Here is a 24000-nt window from a genome sequence, read left to right on the forward strand (position 1 = left end):
AACAGATGAAAAAAATATTAATCCCGGCCAGCTGCTTACTGATATCAGGTATGTCCTATGGGCAGGCCTCACCGAGCACGACCGAAAACTATGTATACAGCAAGACCTATTTATCAGATCCTTCGGCTTCCTCTCCCAGGACCTCAGAGACCGTGCAGTACTTTGACGGTCTTGGAAGACCAAAACAGGTGGTTAATGTCAAGGCTTCCCCTTCAGGGAAAGACCTGGTGACCACCATTCCTTATGACGGATTTGGAAGGCAGGCAGACTCCTTTCTCCCTGCTCCCATGGCAACCCAGAACGGAGGGATCCAGTCCGGGGTGGAAGCCTCAGCCCAGAGCTACCATAACGATAGCTTTCCCTTCACCCATAAAAACCTGGAGAACTCCCCATTGGACCGGGTACTTTCCCAGGTACAGCCCGGATCTGACTGGCAGAATCATCCGGTCAGCTTCCAGTATGATGCCAATGCAGCAGGAGAAGTAAAAAAATATGTAACTACAACCACAACGGTAAATAATGCCACTTCCTCTTCCTTGAGTTCCTTCGGTACTTATGGAGCCAGCCAGCTGTATAAAAATACCGTAACCGATGAAGACGGCAATATAACCATAGAGTTTAAAAACGGACAAGGCCAGACCTTACTGGTCAGAAAAGTAGTAAGTGCCACAGAAAATGCTGATACGTATTATGTGTACAATGAATATGATCAGCTGGCGTTTGTGATACCTCCCCTGGCTTCTGTGAGCTCAGCATTAGATCAAAGCACTTTGGACAACTTATGTTACCAATACCGTTATGACGGCAGGAGCCGTTTGGTGGAAAAGAAACTTCCCGGAAAAGGCTGGGAGTATATGGTCTATGATAAAGCGGACCGGCTTATATTCACCCAGGATGCTGTGATGCGTCCTACGGCCAAATGGTTGTTTACTAAATATGATACTTTTGGGAGAGCTATTATCACCGGGATTGTTCAGGGAGGAAGCAGGCTGGAGATGCAGGACATGATCGGTGGGAATGTGATTACGGAAAACCGTGACAACACAGGTTTTGCCAAAAGTGATGGGATGCAGATCTATTACACCAACGGGCATTTTCCTTACTTTGACAAGGCCTTTTCCGTTAACTATTACGACACCTATCCTGCGGGTTCTCCTATAACGACGTCCCAGGTAATGGGCCAGCCACTTCTTCCCCAGGCAGGACCAGGCGTAGCAGTAAGCACCAAAAGCCTTCCTTTAGCGTCTTACCTCAAGAATATAGAAGATGATAACTGGACCAGAAACTACACCGGCTATGATATGAAAGGAAGACTCGTTATCACCTATTCCATCAATCATTTAGGTGGTTACACCCACACAGAATCCCTTCTTGATTTCTCAGGACTGGCTCAGCAAACCATGACCCGCCACAAAAGGCTTTCCACGGATACTGAAAGGTTAATTACCGAGACCTTGCAGTATGACAACCAGAACAGGCTTCTGGTCCACAAGCATCAGATAGATAATAATCCTGAGGAAATCCTGGCACAGAATACCTATAATGAGCTTTCACAGCTTCAAAGCAAAAAAGTAGGTGGAACAGTTTTAGGCAGCGGGCTTCAAACGGTAGATTATCAGTACAATATCCGGGGATGGCTTACCAAAATCAATGACCCTTCTGCTACTCTTACAGGCGGAAAGCTCTTTGGCTATGAAATAAAATATCAAAATCCCACCAATGTTTCTAACTCGCTGATCAGATATAACGGGAATATTTCACAGATTGACTGGAAAACAACAAATGATCATGTTTTAAGAAGGTATACCTATCAATATGATAATTTAAACAGGATATTTTATGCGATGTACTCTAAGCCCAATAATACAGTAGTGAGTACCATGGCATACGATGAATGGCTATCGTATGATTTAAATGGAAATATTACCCATATAGACAGATATGGTTTAATGGATACTAATCAGGCTCAAATGATTGATGAATTAGACTATGACTATACTGGAAATAAGTTAGAGAGAGTAGTTGATAATTCTGGTAATAATTTGGGATACCCTATAGGTGGAAATACGATAAGTTATAATCTGAATGGCAGTATGACAAGCCACCCGGATAAAAAAATAAAAACCATTACCTATAATTATCTGAACCTTCCTTCAAATATCAATATGGTACAAGGAGGAGGACTAGGAAAGAAGGGCGAAGGAAACAATATTGATTATAAATATCGGGCAGATGGAGTTAAGGTTGAAAAAACTATAAATTATGTCAATCCATATACTACGGATTATACCTATATCAATTACCTGGATGGTTTTCAGTATAAGAGGAAATATAACAAATCCAATACAGCACAGAATCCATACGATTCAGGCTTTGTGTTACAATTCGTACCCACAACAGAAGGATATTATGATTTTGAAAATAATAAGTATATTTATAATTATGTTGACCATTTAGGAAATGTACGGTTAAGCTACATGGACAATGGTGCAGGAGTACAGGTCATTGAAGAAAACAATTATTATCCGTTTGGACTGAAACATGAGGGATACAATGGGTTAACGGGAAATCCTTCTTACCAATATAAGTATAATGGAAAGGAGCTGCAAGCGGAGACTGGAATGTATGATTATGGCGCAAGGTTTTATATGCCGGATATTGGAAGATGGGCTGTGGTGGATGAAAAAGCTGAAAAATATCGTAGATGGTCTTCTTACACTTATGCAGTTAATGATCCAGTTAATGCTATAGATCCTGATGGTAGAGATATAATATATGTTGCTAAAGATGGTACTAACCTACAATATAGAAAAGGACATTTTTATTTTTTGAATGGAGATCTAAAAGGTCAAAGATATGATGGTAGAAAACACTCGGTAAGTACTACACTGTTTAGGCTCGCAAGAGCTTATAGTAAGATTGAACATTCTAATGACAATGTTTTAAAAGGTATTTTACATCAATTAGAGAATAGTGAAAACATACATCAGATTCAAGAAAGAGCCGCAGGTAAGGGAAGTACTGTGTTTACAAATAGGGAAAATTCAGCAAAAGACTATCAAGGAGAAGGCTCTGTTACACTTTATGATTTTAGCTCAGAAACTAAAAAACATTTTAAAGAGACTGCAGGAGTTAATAATTCTGATTTGTCAATTGTAACACATGAAATGTCTCACCAATTTGATGAAGATAATGATAACACTGCAGATGACCAATATCCAAACTCTGCATCTGATCCCTCAGAAATAAGAGCTGTATATACTGAAAATAAAGCTCGTATTATTGATGGACTACTTCCAAGAAATAATTATGGTGGGGAAAAAATTGACAGTGAAAAATTAAATAATCCCCCCAATTATATATTACCCGGGCAAAAAAAAGGGACGAACAAAAAAATCAATAATAAACAACAATAGAATTACTAATGAAAAATATAACATTAATTTTTATAGGATTTTTGCTTTTGAATTGTCAGCAAAAAAACATGGTAAGTAAAGATTTAATCAGGCAACTATCGTCAATAGAGAATACTAAGAATAATTATATTGAACCCATTTTGTTCAATATTTTATTCGTTAAGCTTGATAATGGGAAGTATTTAAAGACAAATGGGCAAGAGCTATATGAAATTTATATAAAAAACTATCGTACAAAGTACAAGGATTTCTATAATTTTTTAGACAAAGTATTAAACCAAGAATCAACAATAGAAAGTAAAATTACTAGTATGAATGAATTTCAGTTAAACTCTAATATTTTAGAAAAAAGTATTACAGAGATTGCAAAAATATATTCAATAAAAAATGATAATGGTATATATATATTGACCGCAAATCATAAAGAAGATTTAAATTCAATCTTATATTGTTTTTTTGAAAAAGGGTATGAAATCAATTTTGATGATTACTCAGGAGTATTTATTATTAAGAAATAATTTTCATGCTAATCATACACTACGGATTATACCTATACCAATTACCTGGATGGTTTTCAGTATAAAAGGAAATATGATAAATCCAGTACAGCACAGGATCCATACGATTCAGGCTATGTGTTACAATTCGTACCCACAACAGAAGGATATTATAATTTTGAAAATAATAAGTATATTTATAATTATGTTGACCATTTAGGAAATGTGCGGTTAAGCTATATGAACAATGGTACAGGAGTAGAGGTCATTGAAGAAAACAATTATTACCCCTTTGGATTAAAGCATGAAGGATACAATGGGCTGACGGGAAATCCTTCTTACCAATATAAGTATAATGGTAAGGAACTGCAAGCGGAGACGGGAATGTATGATTATGGGGCGAGGTTTTATATGCCGGATATTGGAAGATGGGGTGTGGTGGATCCGCTGGCGGAGAAATATAGAAGATTTTCACCTTATACATATGCTGTAGACAATCCTATTCTCTTCACTGATCCTGATGGGAGAGATATAATTATCTACTATAAAAATAGTAAGGGCAAAATGATGAGTTATGATTATAAAACAGGAAGTACTTACAAAGGAAGTAATACATTCATAAAAAATTTCTATAAAGCAGTAGCCACCCTTAAAAAAAATAAAGCAGATGATATGATAAATAGTTTAGAAAAGAGGAATGAAAAAGTGGCATTGTATCAAACATCTGAATCAAGTTCAGCTTCTGTTGAAGGTAAATATATAAAATGGAACGATAAACAAGGTATTGAAACAAACAATGGTGTATCATTAACTCCTACTGCAATATTGAATCACGAAGCAGATCATGCATTAGATGCGTTGACTAATTCTGAACATTCAAAAAACTCTGAAAAAGACCCTAATAATCCTTATAATACCAAAGAGGAAGAGAGAGTAATTACTGGATCTGAACAAGACACTGCAAAAAACATTAGGATTGGTGGATGGTGATGAAGTAACCAGAATTGATCATCAAGGATATCCATACAAAGCGTCAGATGTTAATGAAAAAGTTAAACCCGAAACTAGTACCTTTCCTAAGATTGAAGAAGTTATAATTCAAATGCCTAAAAAAAATAAAGATGGAAGTCAATAAGATAAAACTACTAATAATAATGTTTACTTTAACTTTTCTCACAGGAAAAGCTCAAAATAGTTATATATATATAGCGCCTATGGATGTTACTGTTCCTTATTCCATAAGTTGCCATAATTTAACTGATGCTTTTAAGGAGAGTATAAAGAAAGTTAAATTAAACAATAAAAATAAAGAACGAATTTATTCTCTTATTGTTCCTTTAAAAGAGATGACTACAAAACCATATACAGATATTAGATATAAAGGCGAAATTTATTTAAAAAAACAAAAAATAATTTTTTGTGGTGATGAAGTAACTATATCTGTCAATGGTATAGATTATGAGATGTCAAAAGAATTACTACAATATATTAAGACACTCAAAAAAGTGCGATCTCGATGATGCGCTTTTGAGGATTTTTAATCCGTGAGCAATAATAAAGAACCCACCGCTTTGCGGTGGGTTTTGTGTTTTATAGCGTAGCTGCGTTTTTGGCAAAAAAATCTTTAAACTTTTTATTGGTAAGCATTTTTTCCACGAGCCGGAAAATGGTTTGCTTGTCTTCCTCTTCGAGCTGCTGTATTAATCTGATCTGTTCGAGTTCCGTTTTATCTTCCAAAATTACTTCTTTTAGGAATAGAACCGTCATAATTAATAATCTGATCTGTATTCATATCAAAAAGCTGAGCCATCTTCTGTAGTTCTTCTATGGCTAAACTTCTCGTTCCTTTTTCAATTTTAGAATACGCAGATTTATCAACGCCAATATAATTGGCTACCTCTATTTGCTTCAGGTTTTTCTGCTCTCTTATATCCTTAATGTTATCTGAAATAAGTTAGAGAGAGTAGTTGATAATTCTGGTAATAATTTGGGATATCCTATAGGTGGAAATACGATAAGTTATAATCTGAATGGCAGTATGACAAGCCACCCGGATAAAAAAATAAAAACCATTACCTATAATCATCTGAATCTTCCTTCAAATATCAATATGGTACAAGGAGGAGGACTAGGAAAGAAGGGCGAAGGAAACAATATTGATTATAAATATCGGGCAGATGGAGTTAAGGTTGAAAAAACTATAAATTATGTCAATCCATACACTACGGATTATACCTATATCAATTACCTGGATGGTTTTCAGTATAAAAGGAAATATAACAAATCCAATACAGCACAGAATCCATACGATTCAGGCTATGTGTTACAATTCGTACCCACAACAGAAGGATATTATAATTTTGAAAATAATAAGTATATTTATAATTATGTTGACCATTTAGGAAATGTACGGTTAAGCTACATGGACAATGGTGCAGGAGTACAGGTCATTGAAGAAAACAATTATTATCCGTTTGGATTAAAGCATGAGGGATACAATGGGTTAACGGGAAATCCTTCTTACCAATATAAGTATAATGGGAAGGAGCTGCAAGCGGAGACGGGAATGTATGATTATGGGGCAAGGTTCTATATGCCGGACATTGGGAGATGGAACACAATAGATAAATTAGGCGAGAAATATTCTTTTGCGAGTAATTATACATATGTTCTTAATCGTCCTACAGTTGCAGTAGATCCAGACGGAAGAAGAGTTTATTTTATCGGAGGTGCAGGAAATGACCAAGACGGTTGGGATTATATTAATCGTTGGGCAAGAGCTTTTGCACAAAATGGGATAAATGATTTTATAGAGTAAATGCCTCAAGAGGAAAAGCTTCCGATATTGAATTTACTACGATGTATCGTCAAACAGGATATGAAAGAATCAATGTTCCAATGTACCCTAGTGCTATGGGGGATTTGGGACTATATCATACAATTTATATAATGCTGAAACTAGACCTGTTCAAGATGATATGATTGATGCGACAGTTAGTATGTATCAAAAGCAGTTAAAAGATAACCCACTAAAAGAAGGAGAACAATTTAATATGGTTGGGTACTCTTACGGAAGTTTTCTGCAAGCGCAATCTGCTTTAAGATTAGCAGATTTTGGACAAGTCATTTATAATTTGGTTTTAATAGGAAGTCCAATATCAGATAAGTCCGATTTAATGAAACAGTTAAAAGGTAACAAGAATATCAAGAATGTTACTCGATATGATTTGAAAGGTGATGCTTTGAGTAATCCTCAAGATATGTATGACTATCTTATAACGGGAGGGCTTATACAAGGAGGTATCCAAGGAGATGATGCTCACCATTTTGATGCAGCAAGGCCAGGAAATCAAGCAGACCAACTAATGAATACTATTGTACAGTGGTTACAAAAACAAGGCGTAAAAAATTAATTGTATGAAGAAGTTTTTGCTTATATATACTGTATTTACAGTGCTTTATGTCGTTTTAATAGTTGTGACAAGTCCATTTTTATTAACATGGGGAGAAAAAAGAAGCTTTTTAGAAAAATTATACGTTTGGTTTTTGACAAAGCCATTTAATTTAGAATTTTCAGCAGGGCTTATTCTTGCTAATTCATTATTTTGGACGAGTATAATTTTTTTGATTCAAAAGGGCATAAATCTCATAAGGAAATAATTAAAGCCCCTCTATCCCGCACAATTTTATCGTGTAGTGGATAAACATAAAAACCTCGTATTTTTCGAGGTTTTTGTGTTTTATAGCGCGGCTACATTTTATTAAAAGAATTCTTTAAATTTTTAGATAGTTAGCATTTTATCTATAGAAGTTTTTTAAACTTTTAACTATAATGAACTCTCACAGCTGACCAATAAGAAAGTAGGAGGTGTATCTGCTTCAAATCCGTTACAAAGCATATACTATGCATATAACATCCGGGGATGGCTTACCAAAATCAATGACCCTTCTGCTACTCTTACAGGCGGAAAGCTCTTTGGCTATGAAATAAAATATCAAAATCCCACCAATGTTTCTAACTCGCTGATCAGATATAACGGGAATATTTCACAGATTGACTGGAAAACAACAAATGATCATGTTTTAAGAAGGTATACCTATCAATATGATAATTTAAACAGGATATTTTATGCGATGTACTCTAAGCCCAATAATACAGTAGTGAGTACCATGGCATACGATGAATGGCTATCGTATGATTTAAATGGAAATATTACCCATATAGACAGATATGGTTTAATGGATACTAATCAGGCTCAAATGATTGATGAATTAGACTATGACTATACTGGAAATAAGTTAGAGAGAGTAGTTGATAATTCTGGTAATAATTTGGGATACCCTATAGGTGGAAATACGATAAGTTATAATCTGAATGGCAGTATGACAAGCCACCCGGATAAAAAAATAAAAACCATTACCTATAATTATCTGAATCTTCCTTCAAATATCAATATGGTACAAGGAGGAGGACTAGGAAAGAAGGGCGAAGGAAACAATATTGATTATAAATATCGGGCAGATGGAGTTAAGGTTGAAAAAACTATAAATTATGTCAATCCATACACTACGGATTATACCTATATCAATTACCTGGATGGTTTTCAGTATAAAAGGAAATATAACAAATCCAATACAGCACAAAATCCATACGATTCAGGCTATGTGTTATAATTCGTATCCACAACAGAAGGATATTATGATTTTGAAAATAATAATTATATTTATAATTATGTTGACCATTTAGGAAATGTACGGTTAAGCTATATGGATAATGGTACAGGAGTAGAGGTCATTGAAGAAAACAATTATTACCCCTTTGGATTAAAGCATGAAGGATACAATGGGTTAACGGGAAATCCTTCTTACCAATACAAGTACAATGGAAAGGAGCTGCAAGCGGAGACGGGAATGTATGATTATGGCGCGAGGTTTTATATGCCTGATATTGGAAGATGGGGTGTTGTGGATCCGTTGGCGGAAACTTCCAGAAGATGGTCAACTTATACATATGCATATAATAACCCAACAATGTTTGTTGATCCTGATGGAATGCAAAATACAGATTGGTATCAAAAACAGAAAGATGGAACTTATAAGAACATCAAAAAATCTACAGATTTAGTAATACTTGATGAGAAAGGTAAAAAAGTTCCTACGTTTACTTCTGCAGGTCCACTTGGAGGATATAATGAAGATTATGCGGAAGGTGTAAATGAGGCGAGAAATCAAGGAATAATTTCTAAAAGTGACGCTAAAGAAGCAAGTAATATTGCTACAATATATGGGATAGAAAAGGGAGGAGAAGGTACTGCTGGGGCAATTGTAGGAGCAGAGGGACTTTATAGTCTACTTAAAAACCCTAAAGGAGCTTGGGAAGCTCTTAAATCCATTAAATCTTTGTTTTCTTCAGGTGAAAAGGCTTCACTTGCTTTAGAAATTTCAGCATCTGCAGAAGCTAATGGAATTAAAAGCGCTCAAAAATCAATTAATCCAAGTATTGTGGCTAATTATTATGAGCAAATGGTAAGTGGAACGTATAAATCGACAGGTGGAGCAGGTTATGTTTATGAAGGGAAATATATCTTGACAGAAGGTAATCATAGAATGAATGCAGCTCTACAATATGGATTGAAAACGGGTTATTTTAAATATGTAGAAGAAATTATTACCAAAGGTAATTTTCATCGTGCAAACCCGAGCAATTATGGAATTAAAATCTATAAATTACCAACAAAATAATGAGCAGTAACATATCAAAAATAAGCTTTCAAGAACTACAGCATTTAAAAAATAAAGAAGAATACATTTTTATAAATTTTGACTATTTCTATTCTATTAAAATAATGCCTTTTTTTGAAAAAATAGAAATGAAAGAAAGAGATTCTTTGATTGATTCTTTTCTTCATTTAACAAATACTAATATTAGAATTGATGATCTTCTAGGGAAATTACACGTTGTTATACTAAAAATATTAGTTAATGGAGAGAAGAACCTTGTAATTAATACCATTGGTTTGTCTGAAAATTCAATAGAATTTTTAACAGACAATTTGAGGAAAATATTAGATAATTTTGATAATAGAAATCTAATTATTGTAGAGGATTACTCTCAGGAGCCCTTTAAATTCAATTATTCTAATTAAAGCCTCCTCGCTTCCGCACGATTTTATTGTGTTGCAGATGAAATACAGGAAACCGTCTCACAACTAAGGCGGTTTCTTTGTGTATTATATGATTATGAAAATTATTAAATCATATTTGATAGTAGATAATTGTTTATGAACTTCAAGTATTACAATCAGCATCAGACGGTGTTATCAATATCAATCGCTCCAGCTGGTGCGAGCGTCTCGCTCGTTCCTTGAAGTCTGTATCATAAAGTAAACTAACAATCTGACAATGCCTTAAATAACAAAGGTTGTCAAGAAATTCGAGAGGGAATACATTTTATATAGCTTCTTTTATTTTATAGTCTGTCTGCTCCTAACATAGCTTCAATTCATTTGCGTAATGATATGTTAGGATCAAGCAATACTCTGAATCAAAAAAAGCTGGCTTTTGAAATTTTCAAAAGCCAGCCTTGTTATCTGTATCCTATCTCTGTTACAACAGAGCCAATCAGGATTAATGATCTTAAAACGTCATGCCCACTCCTGCGGAAATCCTGCCGCCATCCGAACCATGGAAATAATTCAGTCGGGCGGAGAACATCTCTACGATGCTGAGCCAGAAGCCGGCCCCTACCGATTGATGCCATTTCTGGGAATCTTCATTGTCATTCAATACACGGCCGATATCGTAGCCGATCAGGATTCCCATATTGGCAGGGGCAATATTATTTCTGATCCTCCCGAAATCCCAGCGGATTTCAGAATTGTTGGTGAAAGAAGATTTTCCGGAAAACCGGTCATTCCTGAATGCCCTCATCCCGTTATTGCCACCGATACTTGCTGCCTGGTAAAACTCAAAATCGTTATTGCTGATCCACATCCCGTTGCTGGAATTAGCCAGCACAAAACGTCCCCTTTTATCAAGCTTATGATCAAAAGAAAGCCTTCCGGATAGAATGGCGAAATTCCTGTTGTAATCTGCAAGATTGGCTTTCCAGGCCACATTTCCTACCAGTTCAAATCCAAAAGTAGGAAAAGCGGAATTATCTACATTTTTATAACTGAAAGTATAGTTTGCACCACCAAACTGCTGGTCATTGAACACTTCCTGTCTTACATCCGGCGAAATATCTACGAAACGGTCGCCGTTTCTCTGCACCTTATTATTTTCAAACGTCAGCTGGAACTGGTTCTGGATATTGTTCCAGCCTTTTTTGGAAACGGAAGGCGCAAAAAAGAACCTGGAGATTCTTGCCCGGTTGTACCAGCGTTTGGTCTCTTTGCGGTCGTATTCACTCTCATTGGACAGTCCGAAGAAATTTTCCGTAAAGCGGGGTGTGGTATAAGATGCATCAAGGTTAAAATCCCATCCGGAAATCGCTTTTTTGAAAATCCCTTTGTAAACAAGGTTAAAACCGCCTGTAGCCGTATAAAGATTAGCTTTGAGGCTATGCTTTTGCGTATACGGATCCTGAATAAAGTTATTAACCGTATAATTCGCGAGGAACCCGAAAATCACGCCGTCATCCGGATTGAAATCTGCATTGGGCAATCCTGCAACAAAATTATATTTGGGGTGCTGGTAATCATAGGTATTCACATTATAATCATTAGTAATCCGTTTGGATGCAGAACCGTCGTTATACGTATTCTTCTGGGACTTGAAATCGTAAATTTTTACCCTGTTTCCATTGGATACATTATACGTGTCATGATTATATCCTCCGATAAGCCGGATATTCATTTTAGGCTTTCCTTCGCCGGAAACTTCATAAATATCATCGTCTTCCAGCCCGTAGATCCAGAGTTCCCTGGTTTTGGTATCGGAATAGGTTTTCTCAAATACCAGTTCCGGATTCTCATTATTTTTACCCAATCTGTATTGCTGAACCTGTACTGAATCACCATTTTTAGTGATCACAAACTTGTCCGGATGCACTGTTCCTGCGAGCGGAACTTTCTTCTGCAATACATCATAATATTGAAATGCATAATCCTGGAGTTTTTCTTTCCTGGATTTTAATTTCTGCTGGATATCAGTGATGGTTTCATCCTGAACTTCCTTCGGCAAATTGGTAAAAGCTTCGTCTATATCACTGTTGGTAAGATGCTGCTGAATGTACTGTGCCTGCGTCGTCCAGTCCTTCTCAGAAGAACCTTTTAGGAAAACAAGATCTAAAGGGTAAGGTTCTCTGTTGAGCCATTTTATATTTCTGATGTCACTTTTAAATGTTTTCATATGGCGGATTACCGGAACATTCATGATGATTTTGAATGCTGCTCCATCGTATTTGCTGAAAGCCTGATCATGATCTCTTGGAATAGGCTTATAAATAATCTTATCTCCGTCCTTGTATTCTGCCCATTTCCACTGGTCTGCATGTCGGTCCCAATCTCCAATCAGCATATCAAAGAGCCTTGCTCTGATATAAGCCTCCTGGTCAACGGAGTATTTTGCACTTTTCGTAAGGTTTCTGAGCACGTCATCCGTAGAGAGGATATCCCTGGCATCATCAAGGGATTTCAGGGTTTTAGGATCTGCGGAAAAACGTTCCTCAACCATGTAGAGCTCATCTCCGTGATGATCATTGTATTTTCCCAAAGCCTGCTGCTTAGGGATGTAATACAAGCGTGGATTGCTGTGGAAGATATCCAGCTTGTCAGCCATATTTCCTACAGAAAATGAGGTGAACGGATGATTGGCGGTATAGAAATCAAGCAAAAATCTTTCAGGGAATGTATTCTGAAGCTCATTACCGAATGTACTTTGCCTGAATGCCATATTGTTGAGGAATCTCACCGCACTTTTTTTAACGCTCCTCATCACGAATTCCTGTCCGTTCTTAGCCTTCAGGCGCAGGCTGTTCGACTGGTTGCCGCCGCCTTCCCGAAACGGGGTATAACCTCCGTCCAGTTCAGCGATATTAGCAGTAGGAGCTTCAATAGGCATCCCGTAGTATTTCCTGTAATGGTCTCCCCACAGCCAGCGGTAGAACTTTCTTTTCTGTGTCAGCTTTTCAGGATAAATTGTAGAAGTCACCGTTGCCGGCAAAACAGAAGGATAAGTATTGCTGAGAGGCTTTGGCTTATCCATAACGATAATTTGTGCCAGCTTTTCGAACTTTCGGTCTTTTGTTGAAAAGAATTCCACATCAGTGCTCTCATCCTTCCTGATGTTCAAAACAGCAAAACCACTTCCTCCATAAGAAAAATCGGTAGGCCGGGCAATCGTGGCAGGATTCGTTTTGGAACCGGCACCGCTGATGATCTGACGTATATTTCCGGCCTCATGGTACTGAAGGTTATGGTCATGTCCGGAAACGAAGATGATATTGTCTTTATCCTGCGCCATACTTTTCAGCCTGTTGGCCAGCTCAGCATAATGCCTGTTGAGGATATCTTCCGGACTGGCGCCTGATGTGCTTCTAAGCACATTAACGACCGTAGCAATCCCCGGAGCAGGAATCTTGCTTTCCAATAAGAACAGATTGGATGCTGCCGAGCTGTAGCCTGCATGCGTTCCACTGCTGATGATCGGGTGGTGCAGTGCCACAATAATTCTTTTATCCTGATTTTTATTGATAAGGTGCTTGAATTCCGTGTATAGCCCTTCACGGGTCTTGATATCACAGTCTTTATTAATTCCCGGCTCCTTATCCCAGTTGGTAAGGGCCCATTCCGTATCAATCACGATGAGCTTGATATCATCGGTGAGGCTGATATCATCGATAGGGCAGGAGTTTTTGGGCAGGAAAGCTTTTTTATCTTTCATATAGGCTTTAACCATATTTTCCTGTGCCTTCAGACCATTCAGGCCGTGGTACCAGTCATGGTTCCCCGGGATGACCAGCGTCCTGCCTTTAAAATTGCGGGTTACGGCAAGCTGGTCCTCCAGCTTCTGTTTTGCGAGTGCATACCCCGGATCGCCCTCTTCAGGCATTCCCGACGGATAAATATTGTCTCCCAGGAAGATCAGCATGGAATTCTGGTCTGCCGAATCCAGCTTATTTTTAAGCGTGTTCAGTGTATATTGGGCCTGGGCTTCATCTGCATTACCGGCATCGCCGATGAGGAAGATCTTGAAATCATTTTCAGGCATAGATCTTGAGGCATCTGTTTCCGAAAGGTTTTTGCCTTTTTTCACCGTGTACGTAGCACAGGAATACAGCAGGCTCGGAACCAGCAGAAATCTCAGCGGAACTGAGAATCTTTTTAGATGAGTTTTCAGGGATAAATTCATAAATTTACATTAATCAAATTTCAGGAATGAATATTTTACACAAAGCTAAAGATTATGTGGAAACCTTATTTAAAAATAGGTTATCTTCTATATATTTTTATCATAATTTCGTCCATACTACATATACGGTCAACAAGGCGGAAGAAATCATGAAACATACCCCGGTCTCGGCGGAAGACCAGGAAAAAGTATTGCTGGCCCTCTGGTTTCATGATACCGGATACGTTGAGAGCCCTGAGAATCATGAGGAGAAAGGAGTTGAAATCATGAAAAATTTCCTTCAGCAGGAGCAATATCCCCAACATAAGATCGATGATATTGCCCAACTGATTTTAGCCACCCAAATCACCCATGAACCGCAGACACTATTGGAAAAAATTGTGAAAGACGCGGACTGCAGCCATTTCGCAAGCCATGATTACAATGATATTTCCGATGCTTTAAGAAAAGAATGGGAGCTGACCAATGTAAGATGTTTCTCCAATGAGCAATGGAACGAAGGTAATCTCAATATGCTCAGGAACAAACACAAATTCTATACCGATTATGCCAAAGAGAACTGGGAGCCGCTAAAAAAGAAAAATATAAAAAAAATTGAAAAAAAGCTGATCAAGGAAGAGGATAAAAAAGAAGACCGGAAAGAGGCTGCGGATTCTAAGAAAGAAAAATCGGACAGAAGTGTGGATACCCTGTTCAGGATAACCCTGAGCAACCATACCAGACTGAGTGATATTGCCGACAGCAAAGCCAATATCCTGCTTTCCGTTAATGCCATCATCATCTCTGTATGCCTTTCCGTACTCGTCCCGAAACTGGATGCACCAAGGAATTCACACCTGATCATTCCAAGCTTTATATTGCTCCTTTCCAGTGTGCTGACCATTATTTTTGCCATCCTTTCTACCAAACCGAATGTAACCAAAGCCAGGTTCTCGCTTCAGGATGTCAAAGACCGTAAGGTGAATCTTCTATTCTTCGGGAACTTTAACAGGATGCTCTTCGAGGATTATCAGGAAGCGATGAATGTGCTGATCAAGGACCGGGATTATATTTATGACTCTATGGTAAAGGACCTATACTTTCTGGGGAAAGTCCTGGACCGTAAATATAAGCTTCTGTCTACCACCTATAAGATTTTTATGGCGGGGATTGTTATTTCCGTATTGTCTTTCGGTTATGCTTTTCTGACGCTTTAATGCAAACACAATAAGAATGATCATAAGGCAACGCGTTCACTGGCTAAAGATGCTCTTCATATGGAAAGGGTCTGTTCTGAAGAAGATTATGGTACAGCTTGCTGTCATCACGCTTTTTTCATTGGCTATTTACTATTTTAAAGGAAAGGTTCTCGATTATAAGGTTCACCTTAATCCTGCTATCTTCACCCTTATTGGCCTTGCACTGGCCATTTTTATGGGTTTCTGCAACTCAGCCAGCTACGACCGGTATTGGGAAGGGCGCAAACTTTGGGGCGTGTTGGTCAATGAGACCCGTTCCCTTACAAGGCAGATTTTTTCATTTGTCAATGATCAGGGGCCAGACGCTTATGAAGAAAAACAGAAAATAACAAAAGTGATTGCAGCATTCTGCTGGTCGCTGAATGATTATCTGAGGGATAAACCCGGTACCCACAGTCTTGATCACCTGCTCTCCAAAGAACAGATCCGGCAGTTGCAGGGGAAAAAGTTCATACCGAATATCATTCTCGGTTTTATAGCCGACTGGCTGAATGATCAGCACAGCAAGGGAAATATAGACAGCATCATCATGGCTTCTATGGATGAACGCCTGAATCAGTTTTCAACAATCCTTGGGGGCTGTGAACGGATCCATAATACGCCTTTGCCTTTTGCGTACAGTGTATTGCTGCACAGGACCGTCTATCTGTACTGCTTCTGGCTTCCGTTTGGGCTGGTGGATATTGTAGGCTGGATGATGCCACTGGTTGTCCTTTTGATCAGCTACACATTCATCGCACTGGATGCCATTATCCAGGAAATCGGGGAACCTTTTGGAGAAGAGGAAAATGATCTTGCCCTGAACAGCATTTGCAGGACTATTGAATATTCAATTTTTGAGCAGGCCGGAATTCAGCAGGAACAGCCGGTGATCGTACATTCTTATGTAGTGGACTGATTAAGCTATTGAAACCCTTAACGCGAGCAGCCCTGTAATTCCCTGAAGGTCTTCTACCTTCAGGAATTCCACATCGTTCCGCAACCTTCCTTTTTTCTGGAGCCTGTTGATGTACTGAAGGTATTCTTTCTGGTTTTCCATACCGAAATAGACTACAGTAATCTTTCCGGGGCAGGTAAGGCGTTCCGGTGAGCCTTTGATATGGGCTTTGTCAAGCCTTTTTTTAATGATCTCATAATAAGAATTGTAGGCACCATCTACATCAAACCGCTTTTCGTCCATCCGGAACCGGATATCCACTCTCTCATTATAGACAAAAATCAATGAGGCAATATCCAGAGGAACAGGAAGACTGCCTTTAAACGCGCTGAATTGACGCTCCATCCGGCAGATGGTTTTCAGCTGCCAGTATCTCAGCTCTTTCATCAGTTTCGTGCTGTAGTGGAGATTGGGTGCGATAGTGGCTCCTATATAGAGGTTATGTTCAACTCCGTCTGATTTAAACCGCTCATAATAATGCGGAAAAATCTGTTGTGCCTCAACCTGATTTTCATCCAGGACATCTGCCAGTTTCCTGTTCACTAATGTGATGGATTCGTCCAGGTCTTTCCGGTGGGCGTAAAAAAGATCATTCTGGGAAAATACCCGGGAAAAATAATCCTTAATATTTTTTCTTACCGGTTCCGGGGATTTTACTTCCAGTTTTGCCTGCAGGTAAGGATGGATGTCTTCCCTGAGCAGCCTTTGGAAACGCTGTTCCGTATCTGCTTTAATGTCATTGTTCAGCTCAGTACCAAATACTTCCAATGCTAGGATAAAAGGCTCGGTATCGGTTCCCATACCATCTAAAAGGTCATGAAGGCAGGCGATCTGCTCATTAAGGTCCTCCATCATCAGCTGGAAGCGTTTCTCGGAAGAAGAACGGATATCCGAGAAACCGAAAAGAGGAGTCAGGTTCCTGAAGGAAATCTGTTTCAGCGTATATATCTTCTTTGCCAGTGAAGCATTGAAATACTTTTCTGCCTCATTCCTGAATTTCCAGACTACACTGTTGTGGATAGAGGTATATTCCCGCTGGATAATGGCTTCAATCTGAAAGTCCTTTTCAAAATTGAAGCGGTTGATGGAGAACAGGATCATATCCGTGAAAAACTCCATTTTTTTAAGCTTGAGTCCGTTAAAGCTGTTCGGGATCGGAGAGGTGAATTCAATGATCGCCAGGAGCTCATTATCCTTCATCACCGGAATTACCATAAAGCTGTTGATCTCGTTTTCTTTCAGTACGGCAAAGGAAGGCAGCGATTTTATTTCGTTGTCCATATGGTCCGTATTGGATACAACGATTGGCTTTGAATTGTAGCTTAAATTGTTGAATGTACTTTTCCTGGTTTGTTCATCAAAAGCGTTGATCCAGAAATCTAGGATATGGTGGGTGAAAAGGTTTTCATAAATGGGAAGCTTTTCCAGCCGCTGGTCTTTTTTGTTGAACAGCATCAGCCCGAAATTCAGTTTCGGAACATCGAAATACGATTTGAAAATCTCAACGAGGTTCTCATCGGGCGCAAGGTTTTCCGGGTCTATGCTGATCATGCTGGATTTAAGGTCAGACAATGCGACCTCTGAAGTACAGTCCACCAGGGAAATAATGGTAAAGCCTTCCATAATCCAGGACTCGGAAGGGAAATATTTCCTCCAGAGCCTGTAATCATCCAGATTTTCCAGAAGCAGGTCTATGGTTTCATCAGACAGTTCCTGGGCATTACTGGTAGGGTAGACTTCCGTAAAATCAGAATTCACGGTAATCTTATAATGTTTCATGATGCCGTGCTTATCCGGGATATCGTAATAAAAGGGTAGCGTCGTCTTGATGTTTTTCTTAAAATAGCTCTGGAGGATCATGCAGCAGCAGAACACATAGAATTCATCCTCGTCAATATTCCTGAGTTCAATTTCGAAATCTTTACCTGCATCTCTGAGGATATTTTTAAACCTTTCCGTATAATTGAAGGTAATGCCGGACAGCGGAACGCTGGCCGCCTTTATCTCATTGTTTGTAAGCCCGGTTGGAAAAAGGTCTGCAAGCAGCAGGCGGATGAGGTCTTCATGTTTCTCGAGTAGTGAGGCGTCCTGAAAACCATCCCTCAGTTCCTGAAAATTTTTGACTTTGTCGATCAGTGATTCTGCATAATTGACGCGGTATTCCAAACGGTCATTATACCGGATATGCTCAAGCACATCCAAATATTTTTTGAATGAAATATAAACCTTGAAAGGAGCGTCTTTTTTATAAAGATTGGCCAAAACCTGAATTTAAAGTAAAGGTAAAAAAAAACCACAACATCGAAGTTGTGGCTGTATATTTTAATCGGATTACTACAATCCGAACTGCTTTCCGAATACATCCGGGAAGATCCCAAGAATCATGATAGAAAGGATAATGACTACGGCTACAATATTATACGTAAGCGTAACTTTCTCCGATGATTTAAATGAGGACTCCTTAAAGAAGAACATGGCAATGATCAGTCTCAGATAGTAGGCAATAGATACTGCAGATCCCAGTACGGCTATCAGCACAAGGAATGCTGCCCCGTTGATTGCCTGGGAAAACAAGGCAAATTTACCCATGAATCCGGCAGTAAGCGGAACCCCAGCCATGGAGAGCATGGAAATGGCAGCTACGGTAGCCAGCAAAGGCTCAGATTTAGCCAGTCCTTTAAATGCCCCGAAAGAAGTCTCCCGTTTTAATTTTTCCACCCAGATCAGGCACATAAATACACCCACTGTAGATAATGAATAGGCAAACAGATAGAAAGCCAAATTATAAGCTGAAAGGCTGGTTACCCCGAAAAATACCAAACCGATGTACCCTGCGTGAGAAACGGAAGAGTACGCCAGCATTCTTTTGGCATTGGTCTGGGCAAGTCCCATCACGTTGGCCAGCAGAAGGGTAATGATCAGGAATACGCCCAGTACATTGATCCATTCATGCGTTACACCGGCAAAAGCAATGGTCATCAATCTGAACAGGGCAAAAAATCCTGAGATTTTTACCACACTTGCCATGAAAGCGGTAATCAGTGAAGGGGCTCCGTAATAGACATCTGGGCTCCACATATGGAAAGGCGCCAAAGCCACCTTAAATGCCAGAGCACAAAGAATTAACAGTACACCCAGGATAAACATGACATTGGTAGGGTTAGCCAATCCGAAGTCATGGATTTTATAAAGATCGAAGCTCCCTGTGCTTCCGTAGATAAATGCAATACCGAATAATAAAAAGCCTGTGGCAAAAGCACCCATCAGGAAATATTTGATGGAGGCCTCATTGGATCTCAGGTCGGTCTTGTTAGCCCCTGCCATTACGTATAATGGAATAGACAGGATCTCGATCCCTAAGAAAAGGGTCACCATATTCTGGTATCCGAAAAGAATGATTCCCCCGCAAAGGGCAAACATCATCAGGGCATACAGCTCAGACTGGTGGCTCCTGTGATTGCTGAACGCAAAACCTCCCAGGAAAAACAGCAGTAATGTGGTTACCAGAGCTATTTTGGTGAACAGCGCAGCATTGGCACTGTAATCATACATGTTCCTGTACTGCTCGAAAAACGCGTTTTCCGGCATGAAGCTGACAAACAATGCAATGATTAATCCTAAAATTCCGATGTATCTCGCGAATTTTCCCTGCTCAAGAACACCGGAAAACAACGCAATAACTGCCGTAAGGAAAACAATAATTAAAACACTCATAATGTATATTTGAGAAGGGAGATCAAAGAGACAAGACAAAATTTTGATTGCTCATTTCTTAACCTCTCAGTTTTTTAATTTTTTTAATTTTAAATCTTTTAAGCGGCCATTGCCGTGTAAATGAATTTCAGTGAACTGTTCACCATATCAATCACCGGCTGCGGGAAAATCCCCAGCAGGATCACAAAAACCGATAAGCTGGCCAATACGGAAAACTCTACCCCGGAAAGGTCTCTGGCGGTACTCAGTACTGCAGCATCCCCTTTTCCGAACATGGCTTTTCCGTAAAATCTCAAAAGATAGACAGCACAAAGGATTACCGTAAGACCTGCAATGACCGCTGCGGTAGCATTAAAGTCAAAAACAGATTTGATCAGGATAAATTCTCCAATGAATCCGTTGGTCAACGGAACTCCCATGGATCCTAATATGATGATCAGGAATAGCACGGCAAATTTCGGGGCTACTTTAGCCAGCCCTCCCATTTGTCTGATGTCTCTTGATTTGAATCTTTTGTACAGAATATCACAGCAGTAAAACAATCCTACCACGTTGATCCCGTGAGCAAAAGTCTGCACCAGTGCACCTTCGGCACCTTCAATATTGAAATTCCCTCTCAGGGTCACCACTGCTGATGCAAAGATCCCGGCTACCATCAGTCCTACGTGGGAGAAAGAAGAATACGCAATAATTCTTTTCATATCGAACTGGATGATTGCGATCAAAGCACCGTGAACGATGCCTATAATGGCAAGAATGATCACGATCTGCCCTGAAATTCCGGCAATCGGAATCGGAGTGATCGGCAATAGATAACGCATAACACCGTAAATCGCCATTTTCAGCATGATCCCGGATAACAGCATTGATCCCTGTGTAGGAGAATACGTATAGGTGTCCGGCTGCCACGTGTGGAACGGGAATACCGGTAACTTTACGGCAAAGGCAAAGAAAATGAACCAGAACACTACGGTCTGCTGGGTTTCATTCAGCTGAGCATTATACAGGTCTGTAAGCGCAAATGATGCAGAGTGGCTGTATACATAGATCAGCCCTGCAAGCATAAATAACGAGCCTACGAAAGTATAGACAAAGAATTTTGTTGTGAATTCAAACCTTTTATTTTCCTGTCCCCAAAGCCCGGCAATAAACCAGATCGGGATCAGGGTAACTTCCCAGAAAATGTAGAACAAGAGTCCGTCCAGTGACGTGAACACCCCTACGAGACCGAATTGCATCAGCAGGATCAGGCCATAGAACGTATTTCTGTAATTGACATTTTCGTTGAACGAAGATAAAATAATAATCGGCGTCAGAATGTTGGTCAGCAGCAACAGCAGCATGCTCATTCCGTCGATACCGAAATGCAGCGTACTTTTGATGTACTGAGACCAAGGATATGTAATTTCATACTGAAGCTTACTGTCTACCGTAAAAGCAGAATCGAAATTTGAAAGCGCGTAAAAGGTCAACAGCATTTGAATCAATGCAATTGCCAGCGCCACATATTTGCTGGAAGCATTTTTCCAGGCAAAAACCAATCCCGAACCTGCAAGAGGTAAAAGTAATAATGTTAATAGTAAATAAGACATTATTATTGTAATAAAAAGTTAACAATTAATATGATTCCCACTGCCAGTGACATGATGAGGATGTAGTTTTCCACGTTTCCGTTCTGGATGCGCTTCATGGCTTTTCCGCTGTCTTCCGCACCTTCACCTACGAAGTCTACGATACGGTCCAGTACTCCTTTATCAAACATTTTTCCACCACGTCCCAGTCCTTCCACTGTTTTTACGAAGAGTGCGTTATACAGCTCGTCAACATACAGTTTTCTGGCAGAAAGCTTTTCCCATCCGGTATAGTCATTTTCAGCCAGCGGCAGTTTTTTCTTATTCACATAGGTATTTCTTACCATAAACCAAACGGTAAAGAACATTACAACGGTAGCGCCCAGAAGCATCATTTCAGTATTGAAATCTACTCCGGAAAGCGTTGCTTCCATCTGGTTGTAGCTTTCCTGGGTAAGTACCGGCTTCAGCCATTCCATCAGTTTGGCATAATGGCCATGACCAATGAAGTGCGGAAGGTTGATGAAACCACCAATTACAGAAAGGATAGCCAGTACAACCAATGGTAAGGTCATATTAGCGGGACTTTCGTGCAGGTGGTGCTTTTGTTCTTCAGTTCCTCTGAAGTTTCCGTAGAACGTCAGGTAATACAGTCTGAACATATAGGTTGCTGTAATCGCTGCCAGAGCAAACAGCATCACCCAGTATAACGGGCTTTTTGCATAGGCTGCGACTAAGATCTCGTCTTTGGAAATCATCCCCGAAAGTAAAGGGAATCCTGATATAGCCAATGTTCCGATCAGGAAAGTGGCATGGGTAATAGGAATTACTTTTTTAAGCCCTCCCATAAAGCGCATATCCTGCTCTCCGCTCATGGCATGGATGACAGAACCTGCTCCAAGGAACAATAATGCCTTGAAGAATGCGTGTGTCATTACATGGAACATTGCGGTCGTATACGCACCCAGTCCCAGAGCAATGAACATGAAGCCAAGCTGTGAAACCGTAGAGTAGGCCAGTACTTTTTTAATGTCGTTTTGACGAAGGGCATAAAAGCCTGCCAGAGCAGCAGTAAGGAATCCGATCATTAAAATTCCTCCCTGAACGGTAGGAGCCAGGGTAAATAAGAAATTGGATCTTATTACCAGGTAAATCCCTGCCGTTACCATCGTTGCTGCGTGGATTAACGCAGAAACGGGGGTTGGTCCGGCCATTGCGTCCGGAAGCCAGGTATATAAAGGCACCTGGGCAGATTTACCCGTAGCACCGATAAATAAACTTGCTGTAATGAAGATGATGATATTCCCATCCAGCTCAAATTTTGAAGCATTCTGAGCCACAGAAAGGTAATCCACTGCGTTGGTCTGTGAGGCGATCATAAAGATGCCGATGAGCAAGGCAAGGTCACCAATTCTGTTCATGATGAATGCCTTTCTTGCCGCTTTACCATATTCTTCATTCGTATACCAGAATCCGATAAGCAGGTAAGAGCAAAGTCCTACACCTTCCCATCCGATAAACAGGATCAGGTAGTTGCTTCCCATTACCAGAAGCAGCATGGAGAATATAAATAAATTCAGATAGGTAAAAAATTTATAGAATCCTTCATCATGGCTCATGTAGCCGATGGAGTAGAGGTGGATCAGCGACCCGATCCCCGGTGATGATCATGATCATCATCAGAGACAGCTGGTCAATCTGGAATCCGAAGTTGATCTGTACTCCGTTCACCCTGAACCATTCAAAAGCTTTTACGATTACCGGCTGGCTTTCAGAATCGAAATTCATAAAAAGGCTTACCGCAATGCAGAAGGATCCGAACACCACTGCCGTGGCGAGTCCGCCCACCAGCATTTTAGGAAGTTTTTTTCCGAATAAGCCGTTTATAAGAAACCCTAAAAGTGGTAAAAGTATGATTGCATACACTAGATTTTCCATTCCTTATCCTCTTAATTTATTAAATATACTTACATCTACAGAACGGGTGTTTCTATACAGCATTGCAATAATTGCAAGCCCCACTGCTACTTCCGCAGCGGCCACCACCATGATAAAGAATACCAGAAGCTGTCCGTCACCGTTTCCTTTGTACGCTGAAAAGGCAGCCAATAAAAGGTTTACAGAATTCAGCATAAGCTCCACACAGCCCAGAATCACAATCGCGTTTTTTCTCAGCAATACTCCCAACACTCCCAGACAGAACAATACTGAAGAAAGAATGATGAAGTATTCCAGAGGGACGCTTTGTATAAATGTATTTACTTCTCCCATAAT

At 39.6% G+C, this 24000-nt stretch carries 20 protein-coding genes and 1 pseudogene; 13 read left to right on the forward strand and 8 right to left on the reverse strand.

The annotated features are described in order from the left end of the window. The first annotated feature begins 5 nt into the window (after positions 1 to 5). From QE404_RS00340 to QE404_RS00360, 5 genes are all read left to right on the forward strand, one after another. Positions 6 to 3416: a DUF6443 domain-containing protein gene (locus QE404_RS00340; RefSeq protein ID WP_307453638.1), complete on the forward strand. Its 3411-nt coding sequence runs from the start codon at positions 6 to 8 to the stop codon at positions 3414 to 3416. An 8-nt stretch (positions 3417 to 3424) separates the two neighbouring features. Beyond that, a complete protein-coding gene (locus tag QE404_RS00345) occupies positions 3425 to 3934 on the forward strand; it encodes a hypothetical protein (RefSeq protein WP_307445165.1) in 510 nt (169 codons plus the stop codon). 117 nt (positions 3935 to 4051) lie between these two features. Continuing rightward, positions 4052 to 4903, forward strand: coding sequence for an RHS repeat-associated core domain-containing protein (locus tag QE404_RS00350; RefSeq protein ID WP_373463147.1), 852 nt, complete (start codon positions 4052 to 4054; stop codon positions 4901 to 4903). Next, positions 4893 to 5048 (forward strand): hypothetical protein, encoded by a 156-nt coding sequence (locus QE404_RS00355; RefSeq protein ID WP_307453640.1) that lies wholly within the window; start codon positions 4893 to 4895, stop codon positions 5046 to 5048. The genes QE404_RS00350 and QE404_RS00355 overlap by 11 nt, the downstream gene beginning before the upstream one ends. Next, positions 5035 to 5433: a hypothetical protein gene (locus QE404_RS00360; protein ID WP_294273134.1), complete on the forward strand. Its 399-nt coding sequence runs from the start codon at positions 5035 to 5037 to the stop codon at positions 5431 to 5433. Before QE404_RS00355 ends, QE404_RS00360 begins: the two co-directional genes overlap by 14 nt. 70 nt (positions 5434 to 5503) lie before the next feature. On the opposite strand, the gene QE404_RS00365 is transcribed toward QE404_RS00360, so the two are convergent. Both QE404_RS00365 and QE404_RS00370 read right to left on the reverse strand, forming a co-directional pair. Further along, entirely contained in the window at positions 5504 to 5650 is a 147-nt protein-coding gene (locus QE404_RS00365) for a hypothetical protein (RefSeq protein ID WP_307445171.1), read from the reverse strand. Further along, entirely contained in the window at positions 5640 to 5864 is a 225-nt protein-coding gene (locus tag QE404_RS00370) for a helix-turn-helix domain-containing protein (RefSeq protein ID WP_307453305.1), read from the reverse strand. The genes QE404_RS00365 and QE404_RS00370 overlap by 11 nt, the downstream gene beginning before the upstream one ends. Positions 5865 to 5951: 87 nt before the next feature. Between QE404_RS00370 and QE404_RS00375 the strand changes: the two genes are divergently transcribed. The 6 genes from QE404_RS00375 to QE404_RS00400 all read left to right on the forward strand — a co-directional run bounded on the left by QE404_RS00375 (position 5952) and on the right by QE404_RS00400 (position 10059). Next, positions 5952 to 6731: an RHS repeat-associated core domain-containing protein gene (locus QE404_RS00375; protein ID WP_307445174.1), complete on the forward strand. Its 780-nt coding sequence runs from the start codon at positions 5952 to 5954 to the stop codon at positions 6729 to 6731. A gap of 160 nt (positions 6732 to 6891) precedes the next feature. Next, positions 6892 to 7326 carry a hypothetical protein gene (locus QE404_RS00380; RefSeq protein WP_307445177.1) on the forward strand — a complete coding sequence of 145 codons (435 nt, stop codon included), beginning with the start codon at positions 6892 to 6894 and terminating at the stop codon, positions 7324 to 7326. A gap of 4 nt (positions 7327 to 7330) precedes the next feature. Continuing rightward, positions 7331 to 7573, forward strand: a complete 243-nt coding sequence (locus QE404_RS00385) for a hypothetical protein (RefSeq protein ID WP_307445179.1) — start codon at positions 7331 to 7333, stop codon at positions 7571 to 7573. Positions 7574 to 8083: 510 nt separating this feature from the next. Continuing rightward, on the forward strand, positions 8084 to 8587 hold the full coding sequence (locus QE404_RS00390; protein WP_307445183.1) for a hypothetical protein: 504 nt from the start codon (positions 8084 to 8086) through the stop codon (positions 8585 to 8587). Between the two features lie 93 nt (positions 8588 to 8680). Further along, on the forward strand, positions 8681 to 9655 hold the full coding sequence (locus QE404_RS00395) for an RHS repeat-associated core domain-containing protein (protein WP_307445186.1): 975 nt from the start codon (positions 8681 to 8683) through the stop codon (positions 9653 to 9655). Further along, positions 9655 to 10059 carry a hypothetical protein gene (locus QE404_RS00400; RefSeq protein WP_307445189.1) on the forward strand — a complete coding sequence of 135 codons (405 nt, stop codon included), beginning with the start codon at positions 9655 to 9657 and terminating at the stop codon, positions 10057 to 10059. Before QE404_RS00395 ends, QE404_RS00400 begins: the two co-directional genes overlap by 1 nt. A 490-nt stretch (positions 10060 to 10549) precedes the next feature. Here the strand turns inward: QE404_RS00400 and QE404_RS00405 are convergent, their stop codons facing one another. Continuing rightward, positions 10550 to 14266 carry a metallophosphoesterase gene (locus QE404_RS00405; protein WP_307445190.1) on the reverse strand — a complete coding sequence of 1239 codons (3717 nt, stop codon included), beginning with the start codon at positions 14264 to 14266 and terminating at the stop codon, positions 10550 to 10552. 26 nt (positions 14267 to 14292) lie between these two features. Between QE404_RS00405 and QE404_RS00410 the strand changes: the two genes are divergently transcribed. Then, the gene (locus QE404_RS00410; RefSeq protein ID WP_307445193.1) at positions 14293 to 15462 is read left to right on the forward strand and encodes a Pycsar system effector family protein; all 1170 of its coding nucleotides are present in this window, start codon (positions 14293 to 14295) and stop codon (positions 15460 to 15462) included. Positions 15463 to 15478: 16 nt separating this feature from the next. Beyond that, entirely contained in the window at positions 15479 to 16402 is a 924-nt protein-coding gene (locus QE404_RS00415; protein WP_307445196.1) for a bestrophin family protein, read from the forward strand. Here QE404_RS00415 and QE404_RS00420 read toward each other — a convergent pair whose 3' ends face one another. The 5 genes and pseudogenes from QE404_RS00420 to nuoK form a co-directional block, all read right to left on the reverse strand. After that, positions 16403 to 18703 carry a GAF domain-containing protein gene (locus QE404_RS00420; RefSeq protein ID WP_307453641.1) on the reverse strand — a complete coding sequence of 767 codons (2301 nt, stop codon included), beginning with the start codon at positions 18701 to 18703 and terminating at the stop codon, positions 16403 to 16405. A 72-nt stretch (positions 18704 to 18775) separates the two neighbouring features. Further along, a complete protein-coding gene (locus QE404_RS00425) occupies positions 18776 to 20155 on the reverse strand; it encodes an NADH-quinone oxidoreductase subunit N (protein ID WP_307445200.1) in 1380 nt (459 codons plus the stop codon). Between the two features lie 98 nt (positions 20156 to 20253). Beyond that, positions 20254 to 21747: a complex I subunit 4 family protein gene (locus tag QE404_RS00430; protein ID WP_307445202.1), complete on the reverse strand. Its 1494-nt coding sequence runs from the start codon at positions 21745 to 21747 to the stop codon at positions 20254 to 20256. 2 nt (positions 21748 to 21749) lie between these two features. Further along, positions 21750 to 23664 (reverse strand): annotated as a pseudogene (gene nuoL, locus QE404_RS00435) (NADH-quinone oxidoreductase subunit L). A 3-nt stretch (positions 23665 to 23667) separates the two neighbouring features. Continuing rightward, positions 23668 to 23997, reverse strand: a complete 330-nt coding sequence (nuoK, locus tag QE404_RS00440; protein WP_100076692.1) for an NADH-quinone oxidoreductase subunit NuoK — start codon at positions 23995 to 23997, stop codon at positions 23668 to 23670. Positions 23998 to 24000 lie beyond the last annotated feature (3 nt).

This window comes from Chryseobacterium camelliae, from assembly GCF_030818575.1.
Classification (GTDB): Bacteria; Bacteroidota; Bacteroidia; order Flavobacteriales; family Weeksellaceae; genus Chryseobacterium; species Chryseobacterium camelliae_A.